Origin of the sequence: Mesorhizobium sp. M1163, assembly GCF_040318415.1 — a bacterium.
In the GTDB taxonomy this organism is placed as follows: Bacteria; Pseudomonadota; Alphaproteobacteria; order Rhizobiales; family Rhizobiaceae; genus Mesorhizobium.
Genome location: NZ_JAMYMF010000051.1, coordinates 1 through 24,875, shown reverse-complemented (window position 1 = coordinate 24,875; position 24,875 = coordinate 1). Strand labels below are relative to the sequence as shown.

Annotated in this window: 26 protein-coding genes; 13 read left to right on the top strand and 13 right to left on the bottom strand. The window is 64.9% G+C overall.

Annotated elements, in window-relative coordinates; all coding sequences use genetic code 11:
• Window positions 1-93: 93 nt before the first annotated feature.
• Window positions 94-243: a hypothetical protein gene (locus NKH43_RS32070; protein WP_352861560.1), complete on the bottom strand. Its 150-nt coding sequence runs from the start codon at window positions 241-243 to the stop codon at window positions 94-96.
• A 136-nt stretch (window positions 244-379) separates the two neighbouring features.
• Here NKH43_RS32070 and NKH43_RS32065 point away from each other — a divergent pair, with 136 nt between their 5' ends.
• The 3 genes from NKH43_RS32065 to NKH43_RS32055 all read left to right on the top strand — a co-directional run bounded on the left by NKH43_RS32065 (window position 380) and on the right by NKH43_RS32055 (window position 5,047).
• Window positions 380-3,040 (top strand): FtsK/SpoIIIE family DNA translocase, encoded by a 2,661-nt coding sequence (locus NKH43_RS32065; protein ID WP_352861558.1) that lies wholly within the window; start codon window positions 380-382, stop codon window positions 3,038-3,040.
• A gap of 133 nt (window positions 3,041-3,173) precedes the next feature.
• Window positions 3,174-3,857, top strand: coding sequence for an outer membrane lipoprotein carrier protein LolA (locus NKH43_RS32060; RefSeq protein ID WP_352481025.1), 684 nt, complete (start codon window positions 3,174-3,176; stop codon window positions 3,855-3,857).
• Window positions 3,858-4,240: 383 nt separating this feature from the next.
• Window positions 4,241-5,047, top strand: coding sequence for an exodeoxyribonuclease III (locus tag NKH43_RS32055; RefSeq protein WP_352856378.1), 807 nt, complete (start codon window positions 4,241-4,243; stop codon window positions 5,045-5,047).
• A gap of 156 nt (window positions 5,048-5,203) precedes the next feature.
• On the opposite strand, the gene NKH43_RS32050 is transcribed toward NKH43_RS32055, so the two are convergent.
• From NKH43_RS32050 to NKH43_RS32040, 3 genes are read right to left on the bottom strand one after another with little or no spacing between them, the layout of a single operon-like run.
• Window positions 5,204-6,055 (bottom strand): TIGR01459 family HAD-type hydrolase, encoded by an 852-nt coding sequence (locus tag NKH43_RS32050; RefSeq protein ID WP_352481023.1) that lies wholly within the window; start codon window positions 6,053-6,055, stop codon window positions 5,204-5,206.
• Window positions 6,052-7,353: an FGGY-family carbohydrate kinase gene (locus tag NKH43_RS32045; protein WP_031194647.1), complete on the bottom strand. Its 1,302-nt coding sequence runs from the start codon at window positions 7,351-7,353 to the stop codon at window positions 6,052-6,054. Before NKH43_RS32045 ends, NKH43_RS32050 begins: the two co-directional genes overlap by 4 nt.
• Before the next feature lies 1 nt (window position 7,354).
• Window positions 7,355-8,398: a class II aldolase/adducin family protein gene (locus NKH43_RS32040; protein ID WP_023721393.1), complete on the bottom strand. Its 1,044-nt coding sequence runs from the start codon at window positions 8,396-8,398 to the stop codon at window positions 7,355-7,357.
• 229 nt (window positions 8,399-8,627) lie between these two features.
• Here NKH43_RS32040 and NKH43_RS32035 point away from each other — a divergent pair, with 229 nt between their 5' ends.
• From NKH43_RS32035 to NKH43_RS32010, 6 genes are all read left to right on the top strand, one after another.
• Window positions 8,628-9,410, top strand: coding sequence for a DeoR/GlpR family DNA-binding transcription regulator (locus NKH43_RS32035; protein ID WP_023721392.1), 783 nt, complete (start codon window positions 8,628-8,630; stop codon window positions 9,408-9,410).
• Entirely contained in the window at window positions 9,407-10,786 is a 1,380-nt protein-coding gene (locus NKH43_RS32030) for an FGGY-family carbohydrate kinase (RefSeq protein WP_352861556.1), read from the top strand. Before NKH43_RS32035 ends, NKH43_RS32030 begins: the two co-directional genes overlap by 4 nt.
• The gene (locus tag NKH43_RS32025; RefSeq protein WP_352481020.1) at window positions 10,783-12,327 is read left to right on the top strand and encodes a sugar ABC transporter ATP-binding protein; all 1,545 of its coding nucleotides are present in this window, start codon (window positions 10,783-10,785) and stop codon (window positions 12,325-12,327) included. Before NKH43_RS32030 ends, NKH43_RS32025 begins: the two co-directional genes overlap by 4 nt.
• 20 nt (window positions 12,328-12,347) lie before the next feature.
• Window positions 12,348-13,325 carry an ABC transporter permease subunit gene (locus tag NKH43_RS32020; protein ID WP_502896313.1) on the top strand — a complete coding sequence of 326 codons (978 nt, stop codon included), beginning with the start codon at window positions 12,348-12,350 and terminating at the stop codon, window positions 13,323-13,325.
• Between the two features lie 85 nt (window positions 13,326-13,410).
• On the top strand, window positions 13,411-14,349 hold the full coding sequence (locus NKH43_RS32015; protein WP_352481018.1) for an ABC transporter substrate-binding protein: 939 nt from the start codon (window positions 13,411-13,413) through the stop codon (window positions 14,347-14,349).
• A 117-nt stretch (window positions 14,350-14,466) separates the two neighbouring features.
• Window positions 14,467-15,360: a sugar phosphate isomerase/epimerase family protein gene (locus tag NKH43_RS32010; RefSeq protein WP_352861554.1), complete on the top strand. Its 894-nt coding sequence runs from the start codon at window positions 14,467-14,469 to the stop codon at window positions 15,358-15,360.
• A 43-nt stretch (window positions 15,361-15,403) separates the two neighbouring features.
• Here the strand turns inward: NKH43_RS32010 and NKH43_RS32005 are convergent, their stop codons facing one another.
• The gene (locus tag NKH43_RS32005) at window positions 15,404-15,859 is read right to left on the bottom strand and encodes a Crp/Fnr family transcriptional regulator (protein WP_023680480.1); all 456 of its coding nucleotides are present in this window, start codon (window positions 15,857-15,859) and stop codon (window positions 15,404-15,406) included.
• Window positions 15,860-16,054: 195 nt separating this feature from the next.
• A complete protein-coding gene (locus NKH43_RS32000) occupies window positions 16,055-16,738 on the bottom strand; it encodes a response regulator transcription factor (protein WP_023721386.1) in 684 nt (227 codons plus the stop codon).
• 144 nt (window positions 16,739-16,882) lie between these two features.
• On the opposite strand from NKH43_RS32000, the gene NKH43_RS31995 reads away from it, so the two are divergent.
• Window positions 16,883-17,419 (top strand): L,D-transpeptidase family protein, encoded by a 537-nt coding sequence (locus NKH43_RS31995; RefSeq protein WP_245278686.1) that lies wholly within the window; start codon window positions 16,883-16,885, stop codon window positions 17,417-17,419.
• 84 nt (window positions 17,420-17,503) lie between these two features.
• Here NKH43_RS31995 and NKH43_RS31990 read toward each other — a convergent pair whose 3' ends face one another.
• Window positions 17,504-17,749 (bottom strand): hypothetical protein, encoded by a 246-nt coding sequence (locus NKH43_RS31990; RefSeq protein WP_023721384.1) that lies wholly within the window; start codon window positions 17,747-17,749, stop codon window positions 17,504-17,506.
• 162 nt (window positions 17,750-17,911) lie between these two features.
• On the opposite strand from NKH43_RS31990, the gene gcvA reads away from it, so the two are divergent.
• Window positions 17,912-18,832, top strand: coding sequence for a transcriptional regulator GcvA (gene gcvA, locus NKH43_RS31985; protein ID WP_352861552.1), 921 nt, complete (start codon window positions 17,912-17,914; stop codon window positions 18,830-18,832).
• Between the two features lie 3 nt (window positions 18,833-18,835).
• On the opposite strand, the gene NKH43_RS31980 is transcribed toward gcvA, so the two are convergent.
• From NKH43_RS31980 to tsaD, 6 genes are all read right to left on the bottom strand, one after another.
• Window positions 18,836-19,255 (bottom strand): DUF1761 domain-containing protein, encoded by a 420-nt coding sequence (locus NKH43_RS31980; protein ID WP_023721382.1) that lies wholly within the window; start codon window positions 19,253-19,255, stop codon window positions 18,836-18,838.
• A gap of 48 nt (window positions 19,256-19,303) precedes the next feature.
• The gene (locus NKH43_RS31975; RefSeq protein WP_352861567.1) at window positions 19,304-19,960 is read right to left on the bottom strand and encodes a class I SAM-dependent methyltransferase; all 657 of its coding nucleotides are present in this window, start codon (window positions 19,958-19,960) and stop codon (window positions 19,304-19,306) included.
• Window positions 19,957-20,382: an EVE domain-containing protein gene (locus NKH43_RS31970; RefSeq protein WP_352494080.1), complete on the bottom strand. Its 426-nt coding sequence runs from the start codon at window positions 20,380-20,382 to the stop codon at window positions 19,957-19,959. The genes NKH43_RS31975 and NKH43_RS31970 overlap by 4 nt, the downstream gene beginning before the upstream one ends.
• A 135-nt stretch (window positions 20,383-20,517) precedes the next feature.
• A complete protein-coding gene (locus tag NKH43_RS31965) occupies window positions 20,518-20,814 on the bottom strand; it encodes a YciI-like protein (RefSeq protein ID WP_023721379.1) in 297 nt (98 codons plus the stop codon).
• A 26-nt stretch (window positions 20,815-20,840) separates the two neighbouring features.
• Window positions 20,841-21,842: an NAD(P)H-dependent glycerol-3-phosphate dehydrogenase gene (locus tag NKH43_RS31960; RefSeq protein ID WP_352494081.1), complete on the bottom strand. Its 1,002-nt coding sequence runs from the start codon at window positions 21,840-21,842 to the stop codon at window positions 20,841-20,843.
• Between the two features lie 11 nt (window positions 21,843-21,853).
• The gene (gene tsaD, locus NKH43_RS31955; protein ID WP_352861565.1) at window positions 21,854-22,939 is read right to left on the bottom strand and encodes a tRNA (adenosine(37)-N6)-threonylcarbamoyltransferase complex transferase subunit TsaD; all 1,086 of its coding nucleotides are present in this window, start codon (window positions 22,937-22,939) and stop codon (window positions 21,854-21,856) included.
• A 106-nt stretch (window positions 22,940-23,045) separates the two neighbouring features.
• Here tsaD and hemC point away from each other — a divergent pair, with 106 nt between their 5' ends.
• Window positions 23,046-23,972 carry a hydroxymethylbilane synthase gene (hemC, locus tag NKH43_RS31950; protein ID WP_023721376.1) on the top strand — a complete coding sequence of 309 codons (927 nt, stop codon included), beginning with the start codon at window positions 23,046-23,048 and terminating at the stop codon, window positions 23,970-23,972.
• Window position 23,973: 1 nt separating this feature from the next.
• Window positions 23,974-24,690 carry a uroporphyrinogen-III synthase gene (locus NKH43_RS31945; RefSeq protein WP_023721375.1) on the top strand — a complete coding sequence of 239 codons (717 nt, stop codon included), beginning with the start codon at window positions 23,974-23,976 and terminating at the stop codon, window positions 24,688-24,690.
• The last annotated feature ends 185 nt before the right edge of the window (window positions 24,691-24,875 follow it).

Below are 24,875 nucleotides of genomic sequence, written 5' to 3'. Positions count from 1 at the left end.
CATCCCGTCGTGATGCTCCCGCAAGGGCTCACGCCTTGAGGCCCGGAAATCTTCCGGGCCTCTTTTTGTGCGCGGATGGCCGTGACGGCTCGATCACGATCGCTTGATCAAGGTGCTCGATCCGTCGGCGGCGTGAAACATCTGCCGCAGCGGCTCCAGCGTGCCCGCCATTTTCGCCGAGTCAGGGTGGTTGCCAATGCCTGTCGCAGGATCACCGCCGCGTTTGAACAGGAAGTCAGGCATGACATCCTGCGCCCGTACCGCAGACGCGGGCTGCCCATGGTTAATGCGCCCTTAACCTTCCCGCCGCTAGTCTGACAGCCGAATCTGCCGTGTTGCGCGTCCGCGCCCGGCCGGGCAACGACAGACGAGGAAGAGCATGCGTTCAGGGGCTTCAGCACCGCTTGCGCTGGCCGATACGGGGCACGGCATCCGGGCGTTCGCGAGGCGCCAGGTCGGGCGGCTGGTCGGTGCCGGGCTGTTTGCTCTGGTTGGCTTCGGCGTCGCCGCCCTTGCCACCTGGAACGTCGCCGATCCGAGCTTCTCGCACGCCACCGATAATATCGTCACCAATGCAATGGGTTATGCCGGCGCCGTCTTTTCCGACATTGCCATGCAGTTCTTCGGACTCGCCGCCGTTGCGGCGCTGGTGCCGGCGGTGGTCTGGGGATTTCTGCTGTTTACCGCGCGCGGCGTCGACCGGCTGCCGAAACGGGCGCTGGCCTGGTTCGGGTTTTCGCTGCTTGGCGCGGCAATTGCCGGCTGCGTGGTGCCGCCCAAGACCTGGCCGCTGCCGACCGGCCTCGGCGGCGTCTTTGGCGACATGGTGCTCAACATTCCCGGCCTGGTCATCGGCGGCTATCCGACCGGCCTCGTCGCCAGCGTGCTTGCCGTGCTCCTTGCAGCACCGGCGCTGGGGCTGTTTCTGTATGGTTCGGCGCTGATTTCACGCAAGAACGGCTTTGCCGTGCTTGATCAGCACACTGCTGCCGATCCGCAGGACGACCTGCTTTTCGACAATGAAGAGGACGAGGGCGACGAAGGCATATTGGCGCTTGGCGCCATCACCCATTGGTGGCTGTCGCTGCGGGCCTATCTGCGTCGCCGCGCCGCGCGCCGGCGCGAGCGCGACGATTTCGAGCCGGAGATGGAGCCGCGGGCCAGCGCCTGGCGGCGGGCGGCAGAACGGGTCGAATCGGCCGAGTTCGCCGAGGCGCGGATGAGCCCGGGCGGGCGCGCCCGCGTCGAGCCGGAATTCTTCGCCGCCATGGTCAACGACCGCAGTGCCTCGATCGACCCCGACGATGCCGATGTCTTCGATAACGACGACAATGACGACGACATGGATTTCGCGCCCGAGCCGGCCGGCCAACGCCGCGCCGCGCCGACGGCGAAGGTGCAGAACTTCCGTTCCGATGCGGCGACACGCGTCGAGGCGCCGGCGCCGCGGCCGGCACCCGGCGCCCGGGTCCAGCGCGAGGCGCAGACCTCGCTGATCGGCTCGGAAAAATTCGAGATGCCGTCACTGCATTTCCTGTCGGAACCGAAGAACGTGGTGCGCGACGCCAGCCTGTCGAAGGACGCGCTGGAGCAGAACGCCCGCCTGCTCGAGGGCGTGCTGGAGGATTTCGGCGTCAAGGGCGAAATCATCCATGTGCGCCCGGGTCCGGTCGTCACGCTTTACGAGCTGGAACCCGCGCCCGGCATCAAATCGTCGCGGGTGATCGGCCTGTCCGACGACATCGCCCGCTCGATGAGCGCCATCGCCTGCCGTGTCGCCGTGGTGCCTGGCCGCAACGCCATCGGCATCGAATTGCCGAACGCCAGGCGCGAGACCGTCTATTTGCGCGAGATCATGGCCAGCCGCGATTTCGAGACCACCAAGGCCAAGCTGGCGCTGGCGCTGGGCAAGACCATCAATGGCGAGGCGGTCATCGTCGACATCGCCAAGATGCCGCACGTGCTGGTCGCCGGCACCACCGGCTCGGGCAAGTCCGTCGCCATCAACACCATGATCCTGTCGCTGCTCTATCGGCTGACGCCGCAGGACTGCCGGCTGATCATGATCGATCCAAAGATGCTGGAGCTCTCGGTCTATGACGGCATCCCGCATCTTCTGACGCCGGTGGTCACCGATCCGAAGAAGGCGGTGGTGGCGCTGAAATGGACCGTGCGAGAGATGGAGGACCGCTACCGCAAAATGTCGAAGGTCGGCGTCCGCAACATCGACGGTTTCAACGCGCGCGTGCAGCAGGCCGAGAAAAAAGGCGAAAGAATCTCGCGCACCGTGCAGACCGGCTTCGACCGCCAGACCGGTGAAGCGATCTACGAAACGGAGAACCTCGACCTCGAGCCGATGCCCTACATCGTCGTCATCATCGACGAGATGGCCGATCTGATGATGGTCGCCGGCAAGGACATCGAAGGCGCAGTGCAGCGCCTGGCGCAGATGGCGCGCGCCGCCGGCATCCATGTCATCATGGCAACGCAGCGGCCGTCGGTCGACGTCATCACCGGCACCATCAAGGCCAACTTCCCGACCCGCATCTCCTTCCAGGTGACATCGAAGATCGACAGCCGCACCATCCTGGGCGAGCAGGGCGCCGAACAGCTGCTCGGCATGGGCGATATGCTCTACATGGCCGGCGGCGGCCGCATCCAGCGCGTGCACGGTCCCTTCGTTTCCGACGACGAGGTGGAGAGGATCGTCGCGCATCTGAAATTGCAAGGCGTGCCGGAATATCTCGACGCCATCACCGAGGATGACGACAAGGATGATGATGAGCCGTCGGGCAAAGGCAGTGGCAGCAGCGGCGACGGCGGCAATTTCGAGGATTCCGACGATCCCTACGACCAGGCGGTCGCGGTGGTGCTGCGCGACGGCAAGGCCTCGACCAGCTACATCCAGCGCCGGCTCGGCATCGGCTACAACCGCGCCGCCTCGATCATCGAGAAGATGGAGAAGGAAGGCATTGTCGGCCCGGCCAACCATGCCGGAAAACGCGAAATCCTGGTGCCGACGGAGGACGACAAGTTCTAGAGCGCATCCGCGCCGGCAACTTTGAACCTCTCGGCGCGTTGCAACGGATGAGCGCTGCGCGCCCGCCAAACTTAAGCCCAACTGGGGGGCCAGACCAATATAACGAGCAAGCAATCAGATGATGGTGACCGGCATGAAAAACGCATCTTTCGCCCCGAGCAGGGATTTCGCCCCAACCCGCCGACAGGTGCTCGGCCTCGGTCTGGTCCTGGCCGGTGCCGCGGCCGTCAACGTCGTGCCCGGCTTCCAGCTGCTGGCGTCGGCGCAAGCAGCGGTTCCGGCGACGGCGCAGAAGATCGCCGATCATTTCTCCTCGGTCAAATCGATGAGCGGCGAGTTCGTGCAGTTCGGGCCAAAGGGCGAGCAGACCGGCGGCAAGTTCTTTCTGGAACGGCCGGGCAAGATCCGCTTCAACTATGACGGCGCCTCGAATTTCAGGGTGATTTCCGACGGCAAGTCGGTGGTCATCCTCAACAAGAAGCTGCGGACCTCCGACCTCTACCCGCTGTCGAAGACACCGCTGAAGCTGCTGCTCGACGACAAGATCGATCTGTCGGGCGGACGCGTCAGAAGCGTTAAGGAAGAAAACGATCTCACCACCATCCAGCTTGCCGACAAATCGGTGTTCGGCAATTCGAAGATCACCATGATGTTCGATCCGAAATCCTATGAATTGCGGCAGTGGACCATCACCGATGCGCAAGGCAAGGACACGACGGTGATGATCTTCAACACCAAGGAGGGCGTCAGTTTCGCGCCCGACACCTTTGCCATCGACTATACGGCCAACCGGGAACTGAACACCAAGTCGCGCTAAGGTGTGTCGATATTCAGGTGATGCCGGCCTGCAACGGCGGTTTCCTGCGCTTCCGGCCTTCGCCGGCCAAGCACTCATGAGCGGTCGTGGCAGTTAAGGCTACGGCCGGCGTAGGCCGGTGCTCACGTACCCAAAAGTACGCTCCGCTCCGGTTCTCGGAATCCACCATTCTGGTCGCTTCGCGCCCGTCTTCGACACCGACTCGGCCTGACCTGAATCTCAGCACACCTTGGGCTTGGTTCCTGTATTGATATTTCTGGAAAGTCATGGGCCGCGCCCCCAAGGCGCGGCCGGCTTGTTTTTGCGGTGCGCGGCTGGCAGTAGTTTCCGCGATTGACTTCCGTCGGGCCATCCGGCGGATCTTGCGTTGTCCGGAACCCCACATGCCGTTTTCCGTCGCTACCTGGAACATCAACTCCGTCCGGCTGCGCATGCCGATCGTCGAGCGTCTGCTGGTCGAGCAGGCGCCGGACGTGCTCTGCCTGCAGGAAACCAAGGTTCCTGACGAATTGTTTCCGGAGAAGGCGTTCCGCAAGCTTGGCTACGAGCACATCGCCTTCCATGGCCAGAAGGGCTACCACGGCGTTGCGACGGTGGCACGGCGGCCGATCGAGGTGGTCGAAAAACGCCGCTTCTGCGAGATCGACGACAGCCGGCATCTGTCGGTTACCGTCAAGGCTGGCGGCAAGGCGATCCTGCTGCACAATTTCTATGTGCCGGCCGGCGGCGACGAGCCCGACCCGGCCGTCAACCGCAAGTTCAAGCACAAGCTCGATTTCGTTGCCGAGATGAACGCCGTACGCGCCGAGCATGACGAGCACTCCGGCTCGATCCTGGTCGGCGATCTCAATATCGCGCCGTTCGAGCACGATGTCTGGTCGCACAAGCAACTCCTCAACGTCGTCAGCCATACGCCGGTCGAGACGGAAAATTTCGAGGCGATGCGGCTCGCCGGCGACTGGGTCGACCTGATGCGGCTCAATGTGCCTTACGAGGAGAAGCTCTACACCTGGTGGAGCTATCGTGCTCAGGATTGGCAGGCCTCAAATCGCGGCCGCCGCCTCGACCATATCTGGTCGTCGCCAAACCTGGTGCCGCAGTTTGCCGGCTATGAAATCCTGCGGCCGGCGCGCGGTTGGGAACGGCCCTCGGACCATGTGCCGGTGATAGCGCGCTTCGATCTGGACTAGGATGTGCTGAGATTCAGGTGATGCCGGCCTGCAAATGGCGGCTTCCTGCGCTTCCGGTGCTCACGTACAAAAAGTACGCTCCGCTCCGGTTCTCGGAACCCGTGATTTTCGGCCCGGCGTGACCTGGATCTCAACACATCCTGGCCCTCTTCCCCCTCACCGAAACCTGAAGGCATCCGCGATATAGTCGGGGCGGGCGTTCAGCGTGGCGAAAACGTCCTCCAGGTCAGGCGCCCCCGCCAATATGCCCGACAGGACCAGCGTCGTCGCGACGCCGACGCCGTTGCCGCCGGCGATGTCGTGCTCCACGCTGTCGCCGACGCAGACCGCGTTGCCGCGCTCCGGGTTGCCCGCCAGCGCCAGCGCTGCCTCGAATATCTGCGGATAGGGCTTGCCGATGCGGGTGACGCTGCCGCCGAGGTTCTCATAGAGATCGGCCAGCCGGCCAGCGCCGAAGCAAGGCCCGACGGCAGTCAGCATGATCTTGTCGGGGTTGGTGCAGAAGCACGGCACCTGGCGCTTCGCCGCCGGACCGAGAAGCCGGCGATAATGGTCGAGGTCGTAGCGATCGCCCTCGCTGGCGGAAATCAGTACCAGTTCTGCATCGTCGCCGTCCTTGGCCAGGACGAAGGGCAGGCCGTCGACAGCCGAACGGTCATTATCGCGGCTGATCAGCAGGCATTTTGTCTGCGGGCGCAGGGTCCCCGATGCCGCCATTTCGTGGAAGGAGCGCCACGCCACCTCGCCGGAGGAGACAAAATGGTCCCAGCTTCCCGGTGCGAAGCCGAGCTTCAGCAGGCGGCGCTCATTGGGTTGCGCCCGCTTGCCGGAATTCGAGATCAGCACGATGGTCTTGCCGGCGCGCTTGAGTGCCGACAAGGCTTCGATAGCGCCTGGATAGGCGCTGGTGCCGTCGTGCAGCACACCAAATTGGTCGAGCAGGAACACCTGATAGCGCTCGGCCAGCGCGGCGATGCCGTCGAGGTGCTGAATTATCTTGGCCGTCATAAAAGCCCCGCTGCGCCTGCGCCCATCAGCGCCAGCCGCGCCGTGCCGGCGGCGGCCTCCTCCGAAAGAGCCGGCACGAGAGCGACGCCAAGCTTGCGCTGCCGGATCGCCGTCCAGGCCGGATTGGCCGCACCGCCGCCGACGCTCCTGACCGATGTAAGCCGGGGTGCGCCGAGTTCGGCAAGCCGGCGATAGCCGAGCGCTTCGATCGCCGCAATACCCTCGAACATCGCTTTCAGATAATCGGCGTCGTCGGCGGGCCGCGGCTCGAGGCGGGGCGGCAGCGCCGGATCGGCTATGGGGAAGCGTTCGCCCGGCGCCGGCAGCGGGTAATAATCGAGGCCGGTCTCTGTCGCCGGGTCGATCTTTTTGCTGAGTTCGACAATGCGGGCGACGGGGAAATGCTGGGCCAGCACCTTGCCGCCGGAGTTCGAGGCACCGCCCGCCAGGTAGGTGTTTCCCAGCCTATGGCTGTAGATGCCGAATTGCGGCGCCGAGATCGGCCGGTCGGAGAGGATCTTGATGGTCAGCGATGAGCCGAGCGCGGTGACGCCGGCGCCCGCGGCAGTCGCACCGGTCGCCAGGAACGACGCGCATCCATCGGTGGTGCCGGCGACGACAACCACGTCGCGCGGCAGGCCGAACATTTTCGCAGCGCTGGCGGTGAGCGTGCCCGTGACATCGCCCGGCCGCACGATTCGGGGCAGGAATTCCATGCGCATGCCGGTCGCCGCGATCCAGTCCGGCCAGCGCCGGGCCTCGACGTCGTAGCCGGTTTTCAGCGCGTTGTTCTCGTCACTGACATCGAAGCGGCCGGAAAACTGTCCGGCGATCCAGTCGGCCTGGTGCAGCACAGTGGCGACGCCGGGCAGGTGCTGGAAAGACAGCGCCTTGGCGAGACCGGACGTCGCCCCAAGTGCAGCGCTCGTTGCCGGTGCCGCGCCGGCTATTGCAGTCAGAATAATGTCGTCGGCGACCTTGTCGTTGTACATCAGCGGTTCGGCCAGCGGCCGCCCGGAGCCGTCGACCGGCAGCAGCGTGCCCGACGTACCGTCGACGGCGATCGAGAGCACTGCCGCGCGATCGATACATTTGAGCACTTCCGCCAACGTCGCGCCGACCGCCTCCCACCATACGGCGGGGTCGCGGCCGTTCAGCCCAAATCGCTCAAGGGCAATTGCGGAATGCGCGGCGATGGAAAAGTCCGGGCGCATTGCGACGGCGCGCGCGCCGGATGTGCCGATGTCGATGCCGATGGCAAGCGGGCCAGTTGATAGCGGGCTTGACGAACGCGGCATGTCAGCTGCCTCCGGCATTGAGTTTCTGGCGATATTTTTCGGCGTCCCAGTTGATCAGTTCGTCATTCTCCGCCGCTGTCAGATAATTCAGCTTCGCAGCGACATCGACCCGCGCCGTCACGTCGGCGAGGCAGCGCTGCATGGCGTCGGCGCCGGCGCCGGCGTCGCCGCGCATCAGCACGCCAAGGCCGGGAAACAGGATCGCCACGGGTGCGGCGCCGCAGCGCTCGATCACGCGCTTCACATCCTCGTCCGGTCTCGCCACGACCGAACCCTCGCCGAGAAAGATGACGTGGTCGGGGTAGAGGCTGCCCCCTGCCGCCATGCGGCAGCATTCGGGGTCGATCGCCACCGCATGCGCCTCGACGTCGGCCGGCAGTCTGTAGCCGCTGCCGCCGGCGAGCGCCGTCAGCGCCACGATGTCCGGTTCTGCCACCTGGCGCGGCGGCCGCGCCAAGAGCCGGGTTACGCGCCGTAGCAGCATGTCGGCCGCGGCGACGGTCTCGGCTGCAACGACCAGGCCGTGATTGCCGAGGATCAGGATGTCTACGCCTGGCCGCAGGCGCTCGGCGATGCCCTGGGCGAGCGGCAGCCCCGGCCGGCGATAAGGAACATACGCCCATTGGTGGCCATCGAGCCGCCTGGCGATCTCGGCCTCGCAATCGGCCTGCACTGCCAGCGAAATGGTCTCGACGCAGTGGACATGCAGAACGATGCGCTGCGGCATCAGCGCATGCACCGTGGTCTCGATCGACGGACGCAAGCCGCGTGGATTGAGGGCGCCGATGGCGAAGGCCTGCGGCTGTTCGGCGGCCGGGTCGCGCCGTTCGATGGCTTCAAGCAATGGCGGGATGCTGACCGGCACCATGATGTCTGCGGTAAGCGCGTCCTTCAGCCAGGTACCGGAGGCCTTGATCCAGAGCGTGTCGCCGGCTTTCAGCGAGGTATTGCCGCCGGCGGCCTGGGTCAGATGCGGGTCGCTGCCGATGACGGCCGAAAGCGACCGCAGCGCTGCCAATTCCTGCGCATCCGCACTGATCGTCATCGAAATTCCTCCACAAACCGGCCGCGTGGCCACGGCTTTGGACGGCCCGTTGCCGGGACTAAGACCGACGCTGGTATCGCAGATGCGAGTAAGTTACGTCAACAGTGATGTTATCGCGTCAAATCACGCTTGCAATCCGAGGCCCGTTGAGTAAGTTGCACCAATTGCCGTGCAAAATGGCAATGCCGTGCAAAATGGCTTGGGAGGCAAGCGCATTGGGAGGTAAGGGTTGAGCGACTCCGGCCGCCAGCGCCAGATTGTCGAGCTTTTGCGAGACCGGCCTTTCGCATCGGTGCGCGAGCTGCAGGAGCGGCTTGGCGTGTCGGCGGCGACGGTGCGGCGCGACATCGACAAGATCGACGAGGCCGGCGAAGCGCGCAAGGTCTATGGCGGCATCTCGGCGCTCGATGGCGCTTCGCAAGTCGGCGTCGCCTATGCCAGGCCCTATGACGAGAACCGCGACCTCGCCGTCGAGGCCAAGCGGCAGATCGCCGCTCTCGCCGCCACCATGGTGCGCGACGGCGACGCGGTCATCGTGCATGGCGGTTCGACCTGCTTCCATCTCGGCGTCAAGCTCGCCGACCGCAACATCCGGCTCTACACCAACTCGATGCCGCTCGCGGCCTATCTCAGCGATCACGGCCATTGCAGCCTGACCGTCGCCGGCGGCGAACTGCACCGCGAGCCGGGTATCATCCATTCGCTGACCCAGACGGTGCCGTTCTACGCCTCGAAGTTCTTTCTCGGCGCGCAAGGCATCGGCCAGGAAGGCCTTCTGGAATCGCACCCGCTGCTGGTCCGCTCGATCGTCGAGCTCAGCCTCTGCGCCGACCAGATCGTCGTGCTGGCCGACAGCCGCAAACTGTCGATCCACGCCCGCAACGTGGCGCTGCCGCTGTCGCGGATCGGTACGCTGGTCACCGATGAGGGCCTGTCCGACACCGACGCGCGCATGCTCGAAGATGCCGGCGTCATGGTGCGCATCGCCGCTTCCTCGGGAGGCGCCCAGTGAAAGTAGCCGTCCTCGATTTCGGCAAGACCAATTCGAAGCTGTTCGTCTTCGGCCAGGACGGACGCATCCTCGACGAGCGCCGCACCCAGCCGAACTGGATCCGCAAAAACGGCTTCAGCGTGCTCGACGAGGCAACGCTGTACGACTGGGCGGCCCGCGCCATCGATGACGCCGTCGACACGCATGGCGTGGAAGGGCTGATGGTATCCGGCCATGGCTGCACCTTCGCGTTGGTCGACGACGCCGCGCTGACGCATCCGATCCTCGATTACGAGCAGGAACCGCCAGCCGAGATCGCCGCGCAGATCGATCGCCGCATTCCGGATTTTGCCGAGACCTTTTCGCCGCGCCTGCCGCTTGGCTTCAACTACGGCCGCCACATGTTGTGGCTGAAGGAGGTGGACCCCGGTGCCTTCGCCGCAGCGAAATCGATCCTCGGCTACCCCCAATACTGGAGCTGGCGCCTTGGTGGCCGGCCGGTATCGGAAGTGTCCTATCTCGGCTGCCACTCGCATTTATGGGCGCCGCGCAAACGCGATTTCAGCTCGCTGGTCGATGCCGAGGGCTGGCGCGGCCAGATGCCCGCCTTCGAGCGTGCCGGCGCGGTGATCGGCGAGCAGCGCTTCGGCCGAGCCGCGAAGCCGGTCGCCATCCATAATGGCGTCCACGACAGCAATGCCGCGCTCCATGCCTACCGCCGGCAGCAGCTCGGGCCGGTGACCGTGGTCTCGACCGGCACCTGGGTCGTCGTTCTCAATCCGGACTGTCCTCTCGACGCACTCGACGGCGAGCGCGACATGCTGGTCAACGTCGATGTCGATGGCGGCCCGGTGCCAACCATCCGCTTCATGGGCGGCCGCGAATTCGCGACGATCAGCGCCGGCTGGCAGGGCGCCATCGCGCCGTCATCGATACAGCGGGTGATCGACGCCGGCATCATGGCGCTGCCGAGCTTCGCGCCCGGCGGCCCGATGGCACACCGGCGCGGCGAACTGGTCGGGCGCACGCCCAATGCCGACGAACGCGCGGCCATGGCGCTGCTCTATGTCGCGCTGATGGTCGATTTGTGCCTCGAGCTGATCCATTCCGACAATACCGTCATCGTCGACGGCGGCCTGAACAATGGCGGGCTGCTTGCCGCGCTGCTGGCCCAATTGCGTCCCGGGCAGGCCTTCCTGCAGGGCGCAACGCTGGAGGGCAGCGCCACCGGTGCCGGGGCGCTCGCCTTCGAAAGCGCCGGACGCGAGTTTGCCACCGAGGCGCCGGAGGCGGTGCATGCGGCAAGCTTCAGCGGCCTTGCCGGCTACCGCAACGACTGGCGCGGCCTTGCCGCCGATCGGGGTGCCCCCAGAGCAGCTGCAGGAGGTGCGCGATGAGCGCCATCGCCCGGATCGAGACGGTGCGCCAGCCGGTGCTGGAGATGCGCCACATCTCGAAGACATTCGGCCCGATCCGCGCCCTGCACGATGTGTCGCTGACCGTCCATGCCGGCGAGCTGCACGCGCTGATGGGCGAGAACGGTGCCGGCAAGTCGACGCTGATGAAAGTGCTGTCCGGCGCCTACCGGCCGGATCCCGGCGGCGAGATCCTGATCGACGGCATGCCGGCCGCCACCGGCGACCCGATCAAGGCACGCGCCGCCGGCATTGCGGTCATCTACCAGGAGCTGTCGCTGGCGCCCAATCTGTCGGTGGCGCAGAACATTTTCCTCGGCAACGAGCCGCGACGGTTCGGCATCGTCGATCGCGAGCAGTGTAACCGGCGCGCCAGCGACATCATCGCGCGGCTCGGCGTGACTTTTTCAGCGCGCACCCCGGTCACCAGCCTGTCGCTCGGCGAACGCCAGTTGGTCGAAATCGCCCGCGCGCTGTCGACCAATGCGCGCATCATCGTCATGGACGAGCCGACCACGTCGCTGACCTCGCGTGAGACCGACCGGCTGTTCGAGGTGATCGCGACGCTGAAGTCGCAAGGTATTGCCATCATCTACATCAGCCACCGCATGGAAGAGGTCTACCAGCTCGCCGACCGCGTCAGCGTGCTACGCGACAGCGGCTATGTCGGCACGCTCGACCGCGCCGATCTGAACGCCTCACGCCTGGTATCGATGATGGTCGGGCGCGATCTGTCGACGTTCTACAAGAAGGATCACCGCCCGCCGGACAGCAAGCGCGCCGTCGCGCTGTCGGTGCGCGGCATGTCGGACGGCAATCTCATAAAGAATTGCTCCTTCGACCTCCACAAAGGCGAGGTGCTGGCACTGGCAGGCCTGGTCGGCTCGGGCCGCACCGAACTGGCACGGCTGATCTTCGGCGCCGACAGGCACATATCGGGCACGCTGGAGCTCGGCGGCAAACCGATATCCATCGGTTCGCCAAGCGAGGCGCTGGATGCCGGCATCGCCTACCTGACCGAGGACCGCAAGCAACTTGGCCTGTTCCTCGACATGTCGATCTCCGACAACATCAGCATGGGCGTGCTGGCAAGGGACGCGAAGGCCGGCGGTCTGCGCGACTTCACGGCCGCCGAAAGGCGCGCCGCCAAGGCGGTGTCCGAGCTCTCCATCCGCACCAGCTCGGTGCAGGCCAATGCCGGCTCGCTGTCGGGTGGCAACCAGCAGAAGGTGCTGCTCGCCCGCCTGCTGGAAACAGAGCCGCAGGTCGTCATCCTCGATGAGCCGACCCGCGGCGTCGACGTCGGGGCGAAGTCGGAAATCTACCGGCTGATCGACAATCTGGCCAAGAAAGGCATCGCCATCCTGATGATCTCCAGCGAACTGCCGGAGGTGATCGGCATCGCCGACCGCGTGCTGGTGATGCGCGACGGCACCATTGCCGGCGAGGTAACGGCGTCGGAGGGCGAGCCACTGCGGCAGGAAGCGATCATGGAACTTGCAACGGGAGCGGCTCAGCGATGACCGACAAGGTGGCCGACACGATGAAAGCGGACGACCGGGCGGTGGGCAGGAGCACAAGGTGGCGCACCGCCATCGCTGCGCTCGGCATGCTGCCGATCCTGATTCTGCTGGCGGTCGGCTTCCAGTTCATCAACCCGCGCTTTTTCACCCAGACCAATCTGCTGATCGTCATGCAGCAATCGTCGATCAACATCGTGTTGGCGGCCGGCATGACCTTCGTCATCCTGACCGGCGGCATCGACCTGTCCGTCGGCTCGATCCTTGCCGCCTCGGCGATGGTGGCGGTGATGGTGTCGCTGGTGCCCGATTGGGGACTGCTGGGCGTGCCGGCGGCCATTCTCGTCGGGCTCGGCTTCGGCGTCATCAACGGCCTGCTGATCGCCTACATCAAGCTGCCGCCCTTCATCGTCACGCTGGGATCACTGACCGCCGTGCGCGGCGTCGCCCGGTTGCTTGGCCAGGACACGACGGTGTTCAACTCGGACCTGCCGTTCGACTTCATCGGCAACGGTTCGCTGTTCGGCGTTCCATGGCTGGTCATCATCGCGCTGGCGGTCGTGGTGCTGTCCTGGCTGGTGCTCAAGCGCACCGTGCTTGGCACCTGGATCTACGCCGTCGGCGGCAACGCCGAGGCCGCCAGACTGACCGGCATCAAGGTGCCGCTGGTGCTGCTCTTCGTCTACGGCGTTTCCGGCCTTCTGGCCGGCCTTGGCGGCGCCATGTCGGCGGCCCGGCTCTATGCCGCCAACGGGCTGCAGCTCGGCCAGTCCTACGAACTCGACGCCATTGCCGCGGTCATCCTCGGCGGCACCAGCTTCGTCGGCGGCGTCGGCTCGATCTGGGGCACGCTGATCGGCGGCCTGATCATCGCCGTGCTGTCAAATGGGCTCATCCTCGCCGGTGTTTCCGACATCTGGCAGTACATCATCAAGGGATTGGTCATCATCGTGGCGGTCGCCCTCGACCGTTACCGGCTCCAGGCAGGAGCAAGAACGTGATGGCCCTTAGTCGCCGGCGTCCATCGAGCCGGTTTCATGTGTAACGCACCGTGAGAGGCGCGGGCATCAGGAGGAAAATAAAACTATGAAGATCATCGCTAAACTGCTCTGCGGCGTCGCCCTTGCAGCCGCCGTCATCGCGCCGGCATCGGCCAAGGACCTGAACAAGGTCGGCATCTCGGTCGGCCTGCTCGGCAACCCGTTCTTCGTCGCCACCATCAAGGGCATCGAGGACGCGGCCAAGAAAATCAACCCGAATGTGCAGGTGACATCGGTATCGGCCGACTACGATCTCAACAAGCAGGTCTCGCAGGTCGATTCCTTCATCGCCGCCGGCGTCGACGTCATCATGCTCAATGCCGTCGATGCCAAGGCGATCGCACCGGCGGTGAAGAAGGCACAGGCGGCCGGCATCGTCGTTGCCGCTTTTGACGTTTCGGCGCCGGGCGCCGACGTCACCGTGATGACCAACAATGTCAAGGCCGGCGAAGAGGCGTGCCAGTATCTGGTCGACCATACCGGCGGCAAGGGCGACTACGTCATCCTCAACGGCCCGGCCTCGTCGTCGATCCTGGAGAGGGTCAAGGGCTGCAAGGACGTGCTGGCAAAACACCCCGACATCAAGGTCCTTTCAGACGACCAGAACGCCGAAGGCTCACGTGACGGCGGCTTGAAAGTGTTCCAGTCGCTGCTGACCCGTTTCGACAAGATCGACGCGGTGTTCGCCATCAACGATCCGACGGCGATCGGCGCCCAGCTTGCGGCCAAGCAGCTCAACCGCTCGGAGTTCATCTTCACGGCGGTCGACGGCGCGCCCGATATCGAGAAGGAACTCGCTTCCGGCACGTCGATGATCAAGGCCTCGGCCTCGCAGGATCCCTATGTGATGGCCGGCCAGTCGCTGACGATGGCGGCTGACCTGCTTGCCGGCAAGAAGCTGGCCGAGCCGACGGTGCTGCTCGACCCGAAGCTGATCACGGCCGACAACTTGAAGGATTACAAGGGCTGGACCGCAGCTCGCTAAACCTCCCAAGCCTGGTGCGGCCGGTATGACCGGCCGCACCTTTTTTGTCTGAGCAACGGATTGCCAAACACCGATTTGGACTTGGGTCCGCTACTGCTGGAATAACCGGAGACAATCATGTCGCGCATCGGAATCCACTCATTCGTCTGGTCGGCGAGCTCGACGCAGAGCGATCTCGAGCGGACGCTGGCCAACACCAGCGAAGCCGGCTTCGACCTGATCGAATTCTCCTATCTCGACCCCGCCAATGTCGACATTGACGGCTTGGCCAAGCGGATAGCCGATCTCGGCCTCGGCGTCGCGATCAGCATCGGACTGCCGGCCGACGGCGATATTTCGAGCGCCGACAAAACGATTGCGGCGCACGGCGTCGAAATCCTGAAACGTACGATCGCGCTGACTCGCGATCTCGGCGGCCAGAAGGTTGCCGGCATCCTCAGCACCAGCCACGGTTTGCAGAGCGAGGCGCCGACGCGCGACCAGTGGAACCGCAGCGCCGGCACGCTTGCCGAGGTGGCGGAGACGGCAAAGTCAGCCGGCGTCACCCTCAACCTCGAGATCGTCAACCGCTTCGAAAGCAACCTGCTCAACACCGCCGCGCAAGGCATGGCCTTTCTCGAGGACAGCGGCTCCGACAACATCTTCCTGCATCTCGACACGTTCCACATGAACATCGAGGAGGCCGATGTCGGATTGGCCATCCGCAACGCCGCAAAGAAAATCGGCTATGTCCATATCGGCGAGAGCCATCGCGGCTTCCTCGGCGCCGGCAATATCGATTTCGCCGGGGTATTCGATGCGCTGACCGCTATCGGCTACAGCGACGACCTCAGCTTCGAATCCTTCTCGTCGGAAATCGTCGACGAGAACCTGTCGCGGAAAACCGCGATCTGGCGCAATCTGTGGACCGACAATATGGAGCTGGCCAAACATGCGCGCCGCTTCATTGCGCTCGGACTGGAGACGGCGCGGCGCAAGGCCGAGCTTGTTTCCGCAACGCACCGGCCTTGAGAACTCGCAAATTCCGAAATCTGGTTAAACCAGAGGCGCTACATTAGCCGGCAAAACGCGGCCCAAGTTCCTCGATCCGGCGGATCATCGCCTGGAAATCCTCCAATATGCGCTGGTGCAAGTGAACCGCCAGCTCCGGGTATTCCTCGAGGATGCGGCGGAACATCTTGCGGCTGAGCCGCAGCACTTCCGAATCGATTTCGGCGGAGGCGCTGGTGAGCCGGTTGGTGTCGGCGATCAGCGCCAGTTCGCTGAGTATGGTGCCGGGACCGGCGGTGCCGATCGGGATGCGCTCCCCGTCGTGCTCGCGATAGAGCACGATGCGGCCGCTGACCACGATGTAGGCCGAATCAGCTTCGTCGTCCTCGCGATAAAGCTTGTGGTCGGCTTTCAGCATGGTGGTTTCGGCGCCGAAGGCGAGCAGACGCAGCTGTTCCTGCGTAAAGCCCTCGAAGAGCCTCACGGTGGACAGGATGCGGATGTCGTCATCCAGCGCCATCTAGCTATGTCCCCGAACCGTCAGTCCCACTCCTCCCTAGAGCGCCGCGCGTCCCCCGGACGCGCAAGGCGTTTCAAAAATCGGTTCCGCTCCTTGGACCCGATGCCTCCGCGAGTTCGATCCAGACCCACCTCCAGCTCAGGACCGTACCCGAAAAGCGCCCCGCCCGGATCGCTTATTTGAATAATGAAATGTTTAAGGAACCAGCTTGTAGCCGCCGCTTTCTGTCACGAGAATTTCCGCGTTGGAAGGATCGCGCTCGATCTTCTGGCGCAGCCGGTAGACGTGGGTTTCGAGCGTATGCGTGGTGACGCCGGAATTGTAGCCCCATACTTCCTCCAGCAGCACGTCGCGGGTCACCACCTTCTGGTCGGCGCGGTAGAGATATTTGATGATCGAGGCTTCCTTTTCGGTCAGCCGCACCTTGGCGCCGCGCGGGTCGATCAGAAGCTTCTGGCTGGGCTTGAACGTGTAGGGGCCGACCGAGAAAGTGGCGTCCTCGCTCTGCTCGTGCTGGCGCAGCTGGGCGCGAATGCGGGCCAGCAGCACGGCAAAGCGGAACGGCTTGGTCACATAGTCGTTGGCGCCGGCCTCGAGACCAAGGATCGTGTCGGAATCGGTGTCGTGGCCGGTCAGCATGATGATCGGCGCCTTGTAGCCGCCCTTGCGCAATATCTTCACCGCCTCGCGGCCATCCATGTCGGGCAGGCCGACATCCATGATGAGCAGGTCGATAAGCCCGCCGCGCGCCGCGGCGACGCCTTTGGCGGCGGTCGCTTCCTGCAGGACATCGAATTCCTCATAAAGCGACAATTGCTCGACAAGGGTGCCGCGCAGGTCGTCATCGTCGTCGACGATCAGAATGGTGCGTGAAGTCATGGATCAATCCGTTGTTTTGAAAAGAGATTTCAGTTGACCGCTGCCTGTTTATGCGGAAGCTGACCGGCACAACAGCCGTTCACAGTGATTTGTTCCGTGGCACGATCATACAAGAAAAAACACGATCGCAATGCAGTCGGCGCAATTTTGCCGAAAGGGCTCACCGTGCTCACCGTGCGCGCGCGGCCCGGCCATGCCAGCCAGGGCTTTCTACAGGCCGGCAAACTCGTGTTTCCATGTGCGCTGGGGCATGGCGGCATCTCGGCCGGCAAGCGCGAGGGCGATGGCGCCACGCCGCTCGCCTCGATGCGGATATTGTCGGGATATTTTCGCGGCGACCGTTTTTCCAGCGGCCGCCGGACGCGGCTGGCGATGACGCCGATCGGCCGCGACCTCGGCTGGTGCGAAGTGCCTGGGGACCGCAACTACAACCGCCCGGTCAAAATCCCCTATGGCGCCAGCCATGAGCGGATGCAGCGGGCCGACGATCTCTACGATGCTTGCCTAGTGCTGGACTGGAACATTGTGCCGCGCCGGCGCGGGCGCGGCAGCGCCATCTTCTTCCACCTGGCGCGCCCCGGCTTCACGCCGACGCAAGGCTGCGTCGCGGTAACAGCCCGCACCATGGCACGGCTGCTGCCGCTGCTGTCGGAGCGGACGGTGGTGAGGGTGGTAAGGTAAGGGAATAGGGGAATAAGGGAGTAGGGGAATAGGGCAGTAAAAGTAGAGACAGGGGCGGGCGCGCCGCTTAGCTCCCCTACTCCCCTACTCCCCTACTCCCCTACTCCTTTGCCACCCTATGTCGAGAAGGCCGAGCCGGCCGAGTTCGCGGTCCATGGCGCGTGCGATGTCCTTGCGTTCGCTACCGATGTCGCGCAGCTGGCGATCGGAGAGATCCTCGACATTCTCGTAGGGAAGATTGGCCGCGATTCTCGCGTGCCGAAGCCAGTCGAGCACGGCGCGCAGCCAGGCCGGGCGGAGGGTTACAGAGCGCAAGGCGATATCAGACATGGTGCAATCCGCTTCTCCGGACATCAAATCCGGTTTGATGTTTCTTCGATGCTCAGATCATGGCGGATTGAAATTCAAACGGGAAACGAGTAGTTTTTTCTACATCTTCAAGTTTTGTTTGAGGATTGGAATGCTCGACCGAACTCTCCTCGTCTGGCACTGATGGCGCGCCTGCTGCCTGGAACCCGTGCGCTGCGGACGCTGGAGGCAGCGGCCCGGCACCTCAATTTCACCCGCGCCGCCGACGAGCTCGGCCTGACGCCGGCGGCGGTCAGCCACCAGATCAAGGAAATCGAGGATCAGCTCGGTGTCGTGCTGTTCACACGCACCAGCCGCACAATTCGGCTCACCGAGGCGGGCGCGGTGCTGTTCGAGGCTTCGACCGACGCGCTCGACCTGCTTGGCCGCGCGGTGTCACGGGCGCAGAAGACGGCGCGCGGATCGGCGCTGCTGAAGGTCACCCTCGATGCGCAATTCGCGACGAAGTGGCTGATGCGGCGCGTCGACGATTTTCGCAAACAGCATCCGGCAATCGAGCTGCGCTTCGATATCAGCTATGAGGTGCGCGATTTCGACCGCGACGATGTCGATGTCGGCATCCGTTTCGGCACTGGCAAGTATCCGGGGCTTCGCTCGCACCGGCTGTTCGAAAACGTCATCATCCCCGTCTGCAGCCCGGCCTTGCTGCGGTCAGGGCCGCCGCTCAAGGAGCCGCGCGACCTGTTTCATCACACGCTGGCCCATATCGACTGGTCACGCCAGGGCGTCACCTGGCCGAACTGGAGCATGTGGATGGCGGCTGCGGGCGTCGACGATTTCGACGACAGCCGGACCATCGTGTTCGGCAATTCGACGGATGCCGTGCAGGCCGCGCTCGACGGCAACGCGGTTGCGCTCGCCGATTTCGCCATGGTGGCAAACGACCTTTCGGAAGGCCGGCTGATCCGGCCGTTCGAACTCGGCATCAAGGTCGCGCCCGAGTTCGCCTATTTCCTAGTCTATCCCGAAAATGCGGCGAACGATCCACGCATCGTCGCCTTTCGCGATTGGCTTCTCGAGGAAGTCGCCAAGACCCCAACCTAAAGGTCAGCCTGTCGCCGCCGCGCCGAACCAGCCGATCACCGCGCCGATGAGAAGCATCACGCCGAGCCAATGGCCGACATCGATGAGCGTCAGATCCCAGCCGAAACCTTCGTAGCGATGGTTGACCGAAAGCGTCGTGGCGACGAACCCCAGCCAGAGAACGAAGCCGAAGATCACCCCGGCAAGCAGGCTCGGTTCGCCGCCGGTCACTGCGCCGATGATCAGCGACATGACCAGCGCCATGACAAGCTCCGCGACGAAGGAGACGACGAAGGGCAGCATCGACTTGCTCATCGTCGCCGGATCAAGCTTGGCGGCCTTCAGCCACGGCTTGCTCAAGCCCATATACCAGGCCGCGCCGAACAGCCACGCCACCACGGCGGCGACGATTACCGCCAGCCAATTGATTGCTGAAAAATCCATGATTCCCTCCGGTCGATTGCGCGATGGAACGCCTGTTCGGCGATGCCGTCAAGCAAGGCACCAGACCGTGGTGCGCTTGACCTCGGCGTCCTCCAGCGCGCGGGTCACCGCCACTTCGTAGACGGCAAGCGGTTCCAGCCCGGCCTTCGGCAGATAGGAGCGGCCGGGATCGCCGACGAGGATGTCGGCGCCGCGCGCCTTCAACGCCGCGAACCACGGCATCAGCCTGTCGGCGAAAGCTTTGTCGTAGAAGACGTCGCCGGCCAGCACCAGATCCCAGCCCGCATCGGTGCCGATGCAGTCGCCGGCGAGGAATTCTATCTCGACGCCATTGGCCTCTGCATTGAGGCGGATCGCGGTCGCGCAGAACGGGTCGATATCGGCGGCGATCACCTCGGCAGATCCGGCCATCACTGCTGCAATGGCGACAAGGCCGGAGCCGGAGGCGAAGTCGAGCACGCGCCTGCCGCGCACCGCAGCCGGATTGTCGAGGATGTAGCGGGCAAGGCCTTGGCCGCCGGCCCAGGCGAAGGCCCAGAAGGGCGGTGGCAGGCCGATTTCGCTCAGCTCATCCTCGGTCCGCTGCCACAATTCATGCGCCTCGTCGGCCAGCTGCAGGCGTATCTCCGGCACATGCGGCGGCGCCATCAGCGCCGTGTTGTCGAGGATGAATTTCTTGGCGCTGTCCGGCGTCAGCGCCGTCATGGCGCCGGCGTCAGTCCGCTCATGCGGCAGACCTCCTGCCATTCGGCAGGCGTCACCGGCTGCACGGACAGCCGCCCGAGCCGCACCAGCGCCATGTCGGCCAGCTTTGGATTGGCCTTGGCCTGTTCCAGCGTCACCGGCTTCGGCATGTCCTTGAAGGCGCGGATATCGACGCACTCCCAGCGGGGATCGTCGGTCGTGCTGTCCTGATGGGCCAGAGCGCAGATTTCGGCGATGCCGACTATGTCGAGCCCATCATTGGAATGGTAGAAAAAGCCGAGATCGCCGATCTGCATCGCCTTCATGTTGTTGCGCGCCGCATAATTGCGCACGCCGTCCCATTGCGTGCCGGCCTTGCCCTTGGCCTTGAGGTCCTCGAAGGAGAAGACCGAGGGTTCGGATTTGAACAGCCAGTAGTTCATTGTCTTGCTCCTCCTCAGGTGCCGTCGCGACTAAAAGCGCGTCGCGTTCGACCGGCGTCATGCGACGCGCTTCAGGTTCTTGTTTTATGCATGTCGTTATCACAAAACCGCTGCACACTTTTGCGCGACATGCATTTAGATACCCGCCGGTTTGTTGAAGCTCCAGTTCCACTGCCGGATTTCGACGCTTTCGAACAGCCCTGCCTTGGTATAGGGATCGGCCGCCGACAGGGCTTTTGCCGCAGCCAGATCGGGCGCCTCGACAACGGCGAGAGTGCCGTTCGGCTTGCCGTCTGCGTCGAGGAACGGGCCGGCGAAGGCCAATTTCTTGTCACCGTTCAGCCCTTCCAGGAAGGCAAGGTGCTTAGGCCGCGTATCGAGCCGCACCTGCAGGCTTCCTGGCTTGTCCTTGCAAATCAACGCAAACAGCATCTTTCCATCTCCGCAATCGTTCGGGATTACATGTCGGTTTCGGTTTTGAGCGGCCTGGTCATCAACGCCGACACAGCCTGGTCTATGGTGACGGTGCCGTCCAGTATGGCGGCGACGGCGGCGATGATCGGCGCGTCGATCCGGCGCTCGCCGGCGATGCGGGCGGCGATCGCCGCCGTCGGCACGCCTTCAGCCAGAGGCAGGCCGGCAAGCGGCTTGCCTTGCCCGAGCGCCAGCCCATAGGCGAAATTGCGCGACTGGGCGGACGAGCAGGTGAGCAGCAGGTCGCCGAGGCCGGAAAGCCCCATCAGCGTCTCCGGCTTTGCGCCGAAGGCGGCACCGATGCGGCGCAATTCGACGAAGCCGCGCGTCACCATTGCGGCCTGGGCGCTGGCGCCGAGCCCGGCGCCGGTAACGGCACCCGCGGCGATGGCAAAGACGTTCTTCAGCGCGCCGCCGATCTCGACGCCGATCAGGTCGTCGCTCCAATAACAACGCAGGTTTTCAGCCGAGAAACGGGCGGCAAGGTCGGTGGCCAGAGCCTCGTCGCGGGCGGCGACCACCACGGCCGTGGGCAGGCCCCTGGCGACGTCGGTGGCAAAGCTTGGGCCGGACAAAGCGGCGACCGGATTTGCCGGCAGGATTTCCTCGGCAATGGACGACAGCAGCGCGCCGGTGTCGCGCTCGATGCCCTTGGCGCAGAGCACCAGCGGGACGCCTTTCGGCACATGGCTGGACGCGGCCGTCAGCATGGCGCGCAACGATTGCGCCGGCGCCACCGCCAGCACGCAGTCGGCGTCGGCGAGAGCCAGTTTGATGTCACTTGTCGCCGCGATGCCGGGATCGAGCGCGATGCCGGGCAGATAGCGCGGATTTTCGCCACGGTCGATCGCCGCGACGGTCTCCGGGTCGCGCGCGAACAGCCGGACCGAATGGCCGGCGCGCAGCATGGCCAGCGCCAGCGCCGTGCCCCAGGCACCGCCGCCAAGCACGGCGACACGCCAGCCGGCGCTGGCTTTGCGCGTCATGGCTTTGCTCGTCACGCCTTGGCCCCGCGCCGGCCAGAGCCGACCATCGGGGCCGAGACGCTGTCCAGCGGCCAGCGCGAGCGCGGCACGAAATCGGCGGCGTTTTCGCCTGATATGCCGGCGCGCAGCCGCTCGATGCCGGCCCAGGCGATCATCGCCGCATTGTCGGTGCAGAGATTAAGCGGCGGGGCGACGAAGCTGAACCCGGCCTGTTCGCACAGCGCTTGCAATGTCGCCTTGATCGTCCGGTTGGCGGCGACGCCGCCGGCGACAACCAGCGCAGGCTCGGCCTTGTCCGGGAATTGCTGACGGAATCTGGTCAGCGCCCGCGAAACACGGTCGCCGAGCGCATCCGCCACCGCCGCCTGGAACGAGGCGCAGATATCGGCGACGTCCTGGTCGCTCAGCGGGGCGATCGCGGATGCCGCCTGGCGCACTGCGGTCTTGAGGCCGGAAAAGGAAAAATCGGGCTGCGCCGAGCCCTTCATCGGGCGCGGAAACGCAAAACGGGCCGCATCGCCATTTGCCGCCGCCTTCTCGACATTCGGTCCGCCCGGATAGGGCAGGCCGAGCATCTTGGCCGTCTTATCGAAGGCTTCGCCAAGCGCGTCGTCGATGGTCGTCGCCCAGCGCTGGTAGTCGCCGACGCCGCGCACGGCGACGATCTGGGTATGGCCGCCGGAAACCAGCAGCAAGAGGTAGGGAAAGTCGAGCCCGTCGGTTAATCTGGCCGTCAGCGCGTGGCCTTCGAGATGGTTGACGGCGATCAGCGGTTTTTTAGCTGCCGCGGCGATTGCTTTTGCCGTCATCAGGCCGACGATCAGCCCGCCGACAAGACCGGGACCGGCGGTGGCGGCAATCGCATCGATGTCGGCGAGATCGACGCCGGAATCAGCAAGCGCTGCCTCGATGATGCCGTCCAGCGCCTCGACATGGGCACGCGCGGCGATCTCCGGCACGACGCCGCCGAAAGCGGCATGCTCCTCGATCTGGCTGAGCACGATGTTCGACAGGATTTGGGGCGCGCTGCGATCGTCCAGCGCCACCACGCTGGCGGCGGTCTCGTCGCAACTCGTCTCGATGCCCAGAACGCGGATCAATTCGTCGCTGTCTCCAAGGATTGTACGGCCTGCCTTTCCCCGATAGGAGAAAGCCGGGAAGACGGACCTCGATCCTGCCGGGGGTTATCACGGACGGCGCGCCATGCAAACAACCTTGAAAATCGGAACACGCGGCAGCCCGCTGGCACTGGCACAGGCGCATGAAACGCAGGCGCGGCTGATGACGGCGCATGGCATGCCGGCCGAGGCGTTCGAGGTGGTCGTCATCTCGACCAGCGGCGACCGCATCCAGGACCGGCCGCTGTCCGAAGCCGGCGGCAAGGGCCTGTTCACCAAGGAGATCGAGGAGGCGCTGCTGGCGCGGCGCATCGACATCGCCGTGCATTCGTCGAAGGACATGCCGACGCTGTTGCCCGAGGGGCTGGAGCTGGCCGCCTTCCTGCCGCGCGAGGACGCGCGTGACGCCTTCATCGGCAAGGCGGCGCGAACGATTGCCGGCCTGCCGCAAGGCGCCAGGGTCGGTTCGTCGTCGCTCAGGCGCCAGGCGCTGATCCGGCGGATGCGGCCGGACATCGACGTGGTGATGTTTCGCGGCAATGTGCAGACGCGGCTGCGCAAGCTCGACGAAGGCATCGCCGACGGCACCATCCTCGCCTATGCCGGGCTGAAGCGGCTCGGGCTCGAAAATGTCGTCACCGACCTGATGCCGCTCGACGTCTTTCCGCCGGCGCCGGGGCAAGGCGCGATCTGTATCGAGAGCCGCATCGGCGACCGCGACGTGGAAGCGATGCTGGCGGCAATCCACGACGTGCCGACCGGCCAGGCGCTGGCCTGCGAGCGCGCCTTCCTGGCGGCGCTCGACGGCTCCTGCCGCACCCCGATCGCCGGCCATGCGACGATATCCGGCGCAACGGTTTCCTTTGCCGGGCTGATCATCTCGCCCGATGGCACGCAGTCGCATGAAGTCAGGCTGGAAGGGCCAGCGCAGGAGGCGGCGCGCATTGGCGCGGAAGCCGCCGCGACCGTTCGGGCCAAAGCCGGCGAAACATTCTTCGACGGCTGGACCTGACATGCTCCGCGTCCTGGTGACGAGACCCGAACCGGGCGCCTTGCGCACGGCGCGCCGGCTTGCGGATGCCGGCTTTCAGCCGATCCTGCTGCCGCTGACCGAAACGGTGGCGCTGCCCGTCGACGTCGGCGCGGTCGCCGATGCGGCTGCGGCGGTCGCGGCCACCAGTGCCAACGGCGTTCGCCATGCGCCGAAAGAGGTCATCGCGGCGCTCGCCGGCTTGCCGTGCCACACCGTCGGCAGGAAGACGGCGGAAGCCGCCCGCGCGGCCGGGTTTCTGTCGGTCAGCGAAGGCCCAGGGAATGCCGAGGCGCTGGCCGATGCGCTTGCTGGTGGTTACGCGGGGCAGACGATCGTCTATCTCTGCGGGCGGGTGCGCTTTCCGGGCTTCGAGGAGCGGCTGCAGGCGGCGGGCGCTCAGGTCCGCGCCGTCGAGACCTACGACACCGTTGTGCTGGATTACTCCGACGAGGCCGTTCTTGCGCGCCTGTCCGCCCGGCCGGTCGAGGCGGTGCTGCTCTATTCGGCCAAGGCGGCCATGGCGATGCAGGCCCTGGCTAGCCGGCCGGCGGTGCGCGGTTTTTTTGAAGAGACGCGCTTTTTCGCATTGTCGGGACGTATTGCCGCGGCCTTGGATGATGCCGCTGGCGAAAGGATCCGGATTGCGCCTGAGCCCAGCGAAGATGCCTTGCTGGGGCTTTTGCAGGCGCGGCGCTGACCGGCATCCGCCTGTTCCGGACGTTGGCATACCTCCTGCCGGCATCCTCAATTTATTCCGCAGCAGGCGCTGTCGGCGAAGCTGCCGATCTCCCCTTTCCGGGCAGGGGAATCGCATATGGCGATTTTGGGGTTGAGTTTAGGCTGAGAAAGGATTCTTTGGAGAGGCAGTTGAGCGAAGGAGCG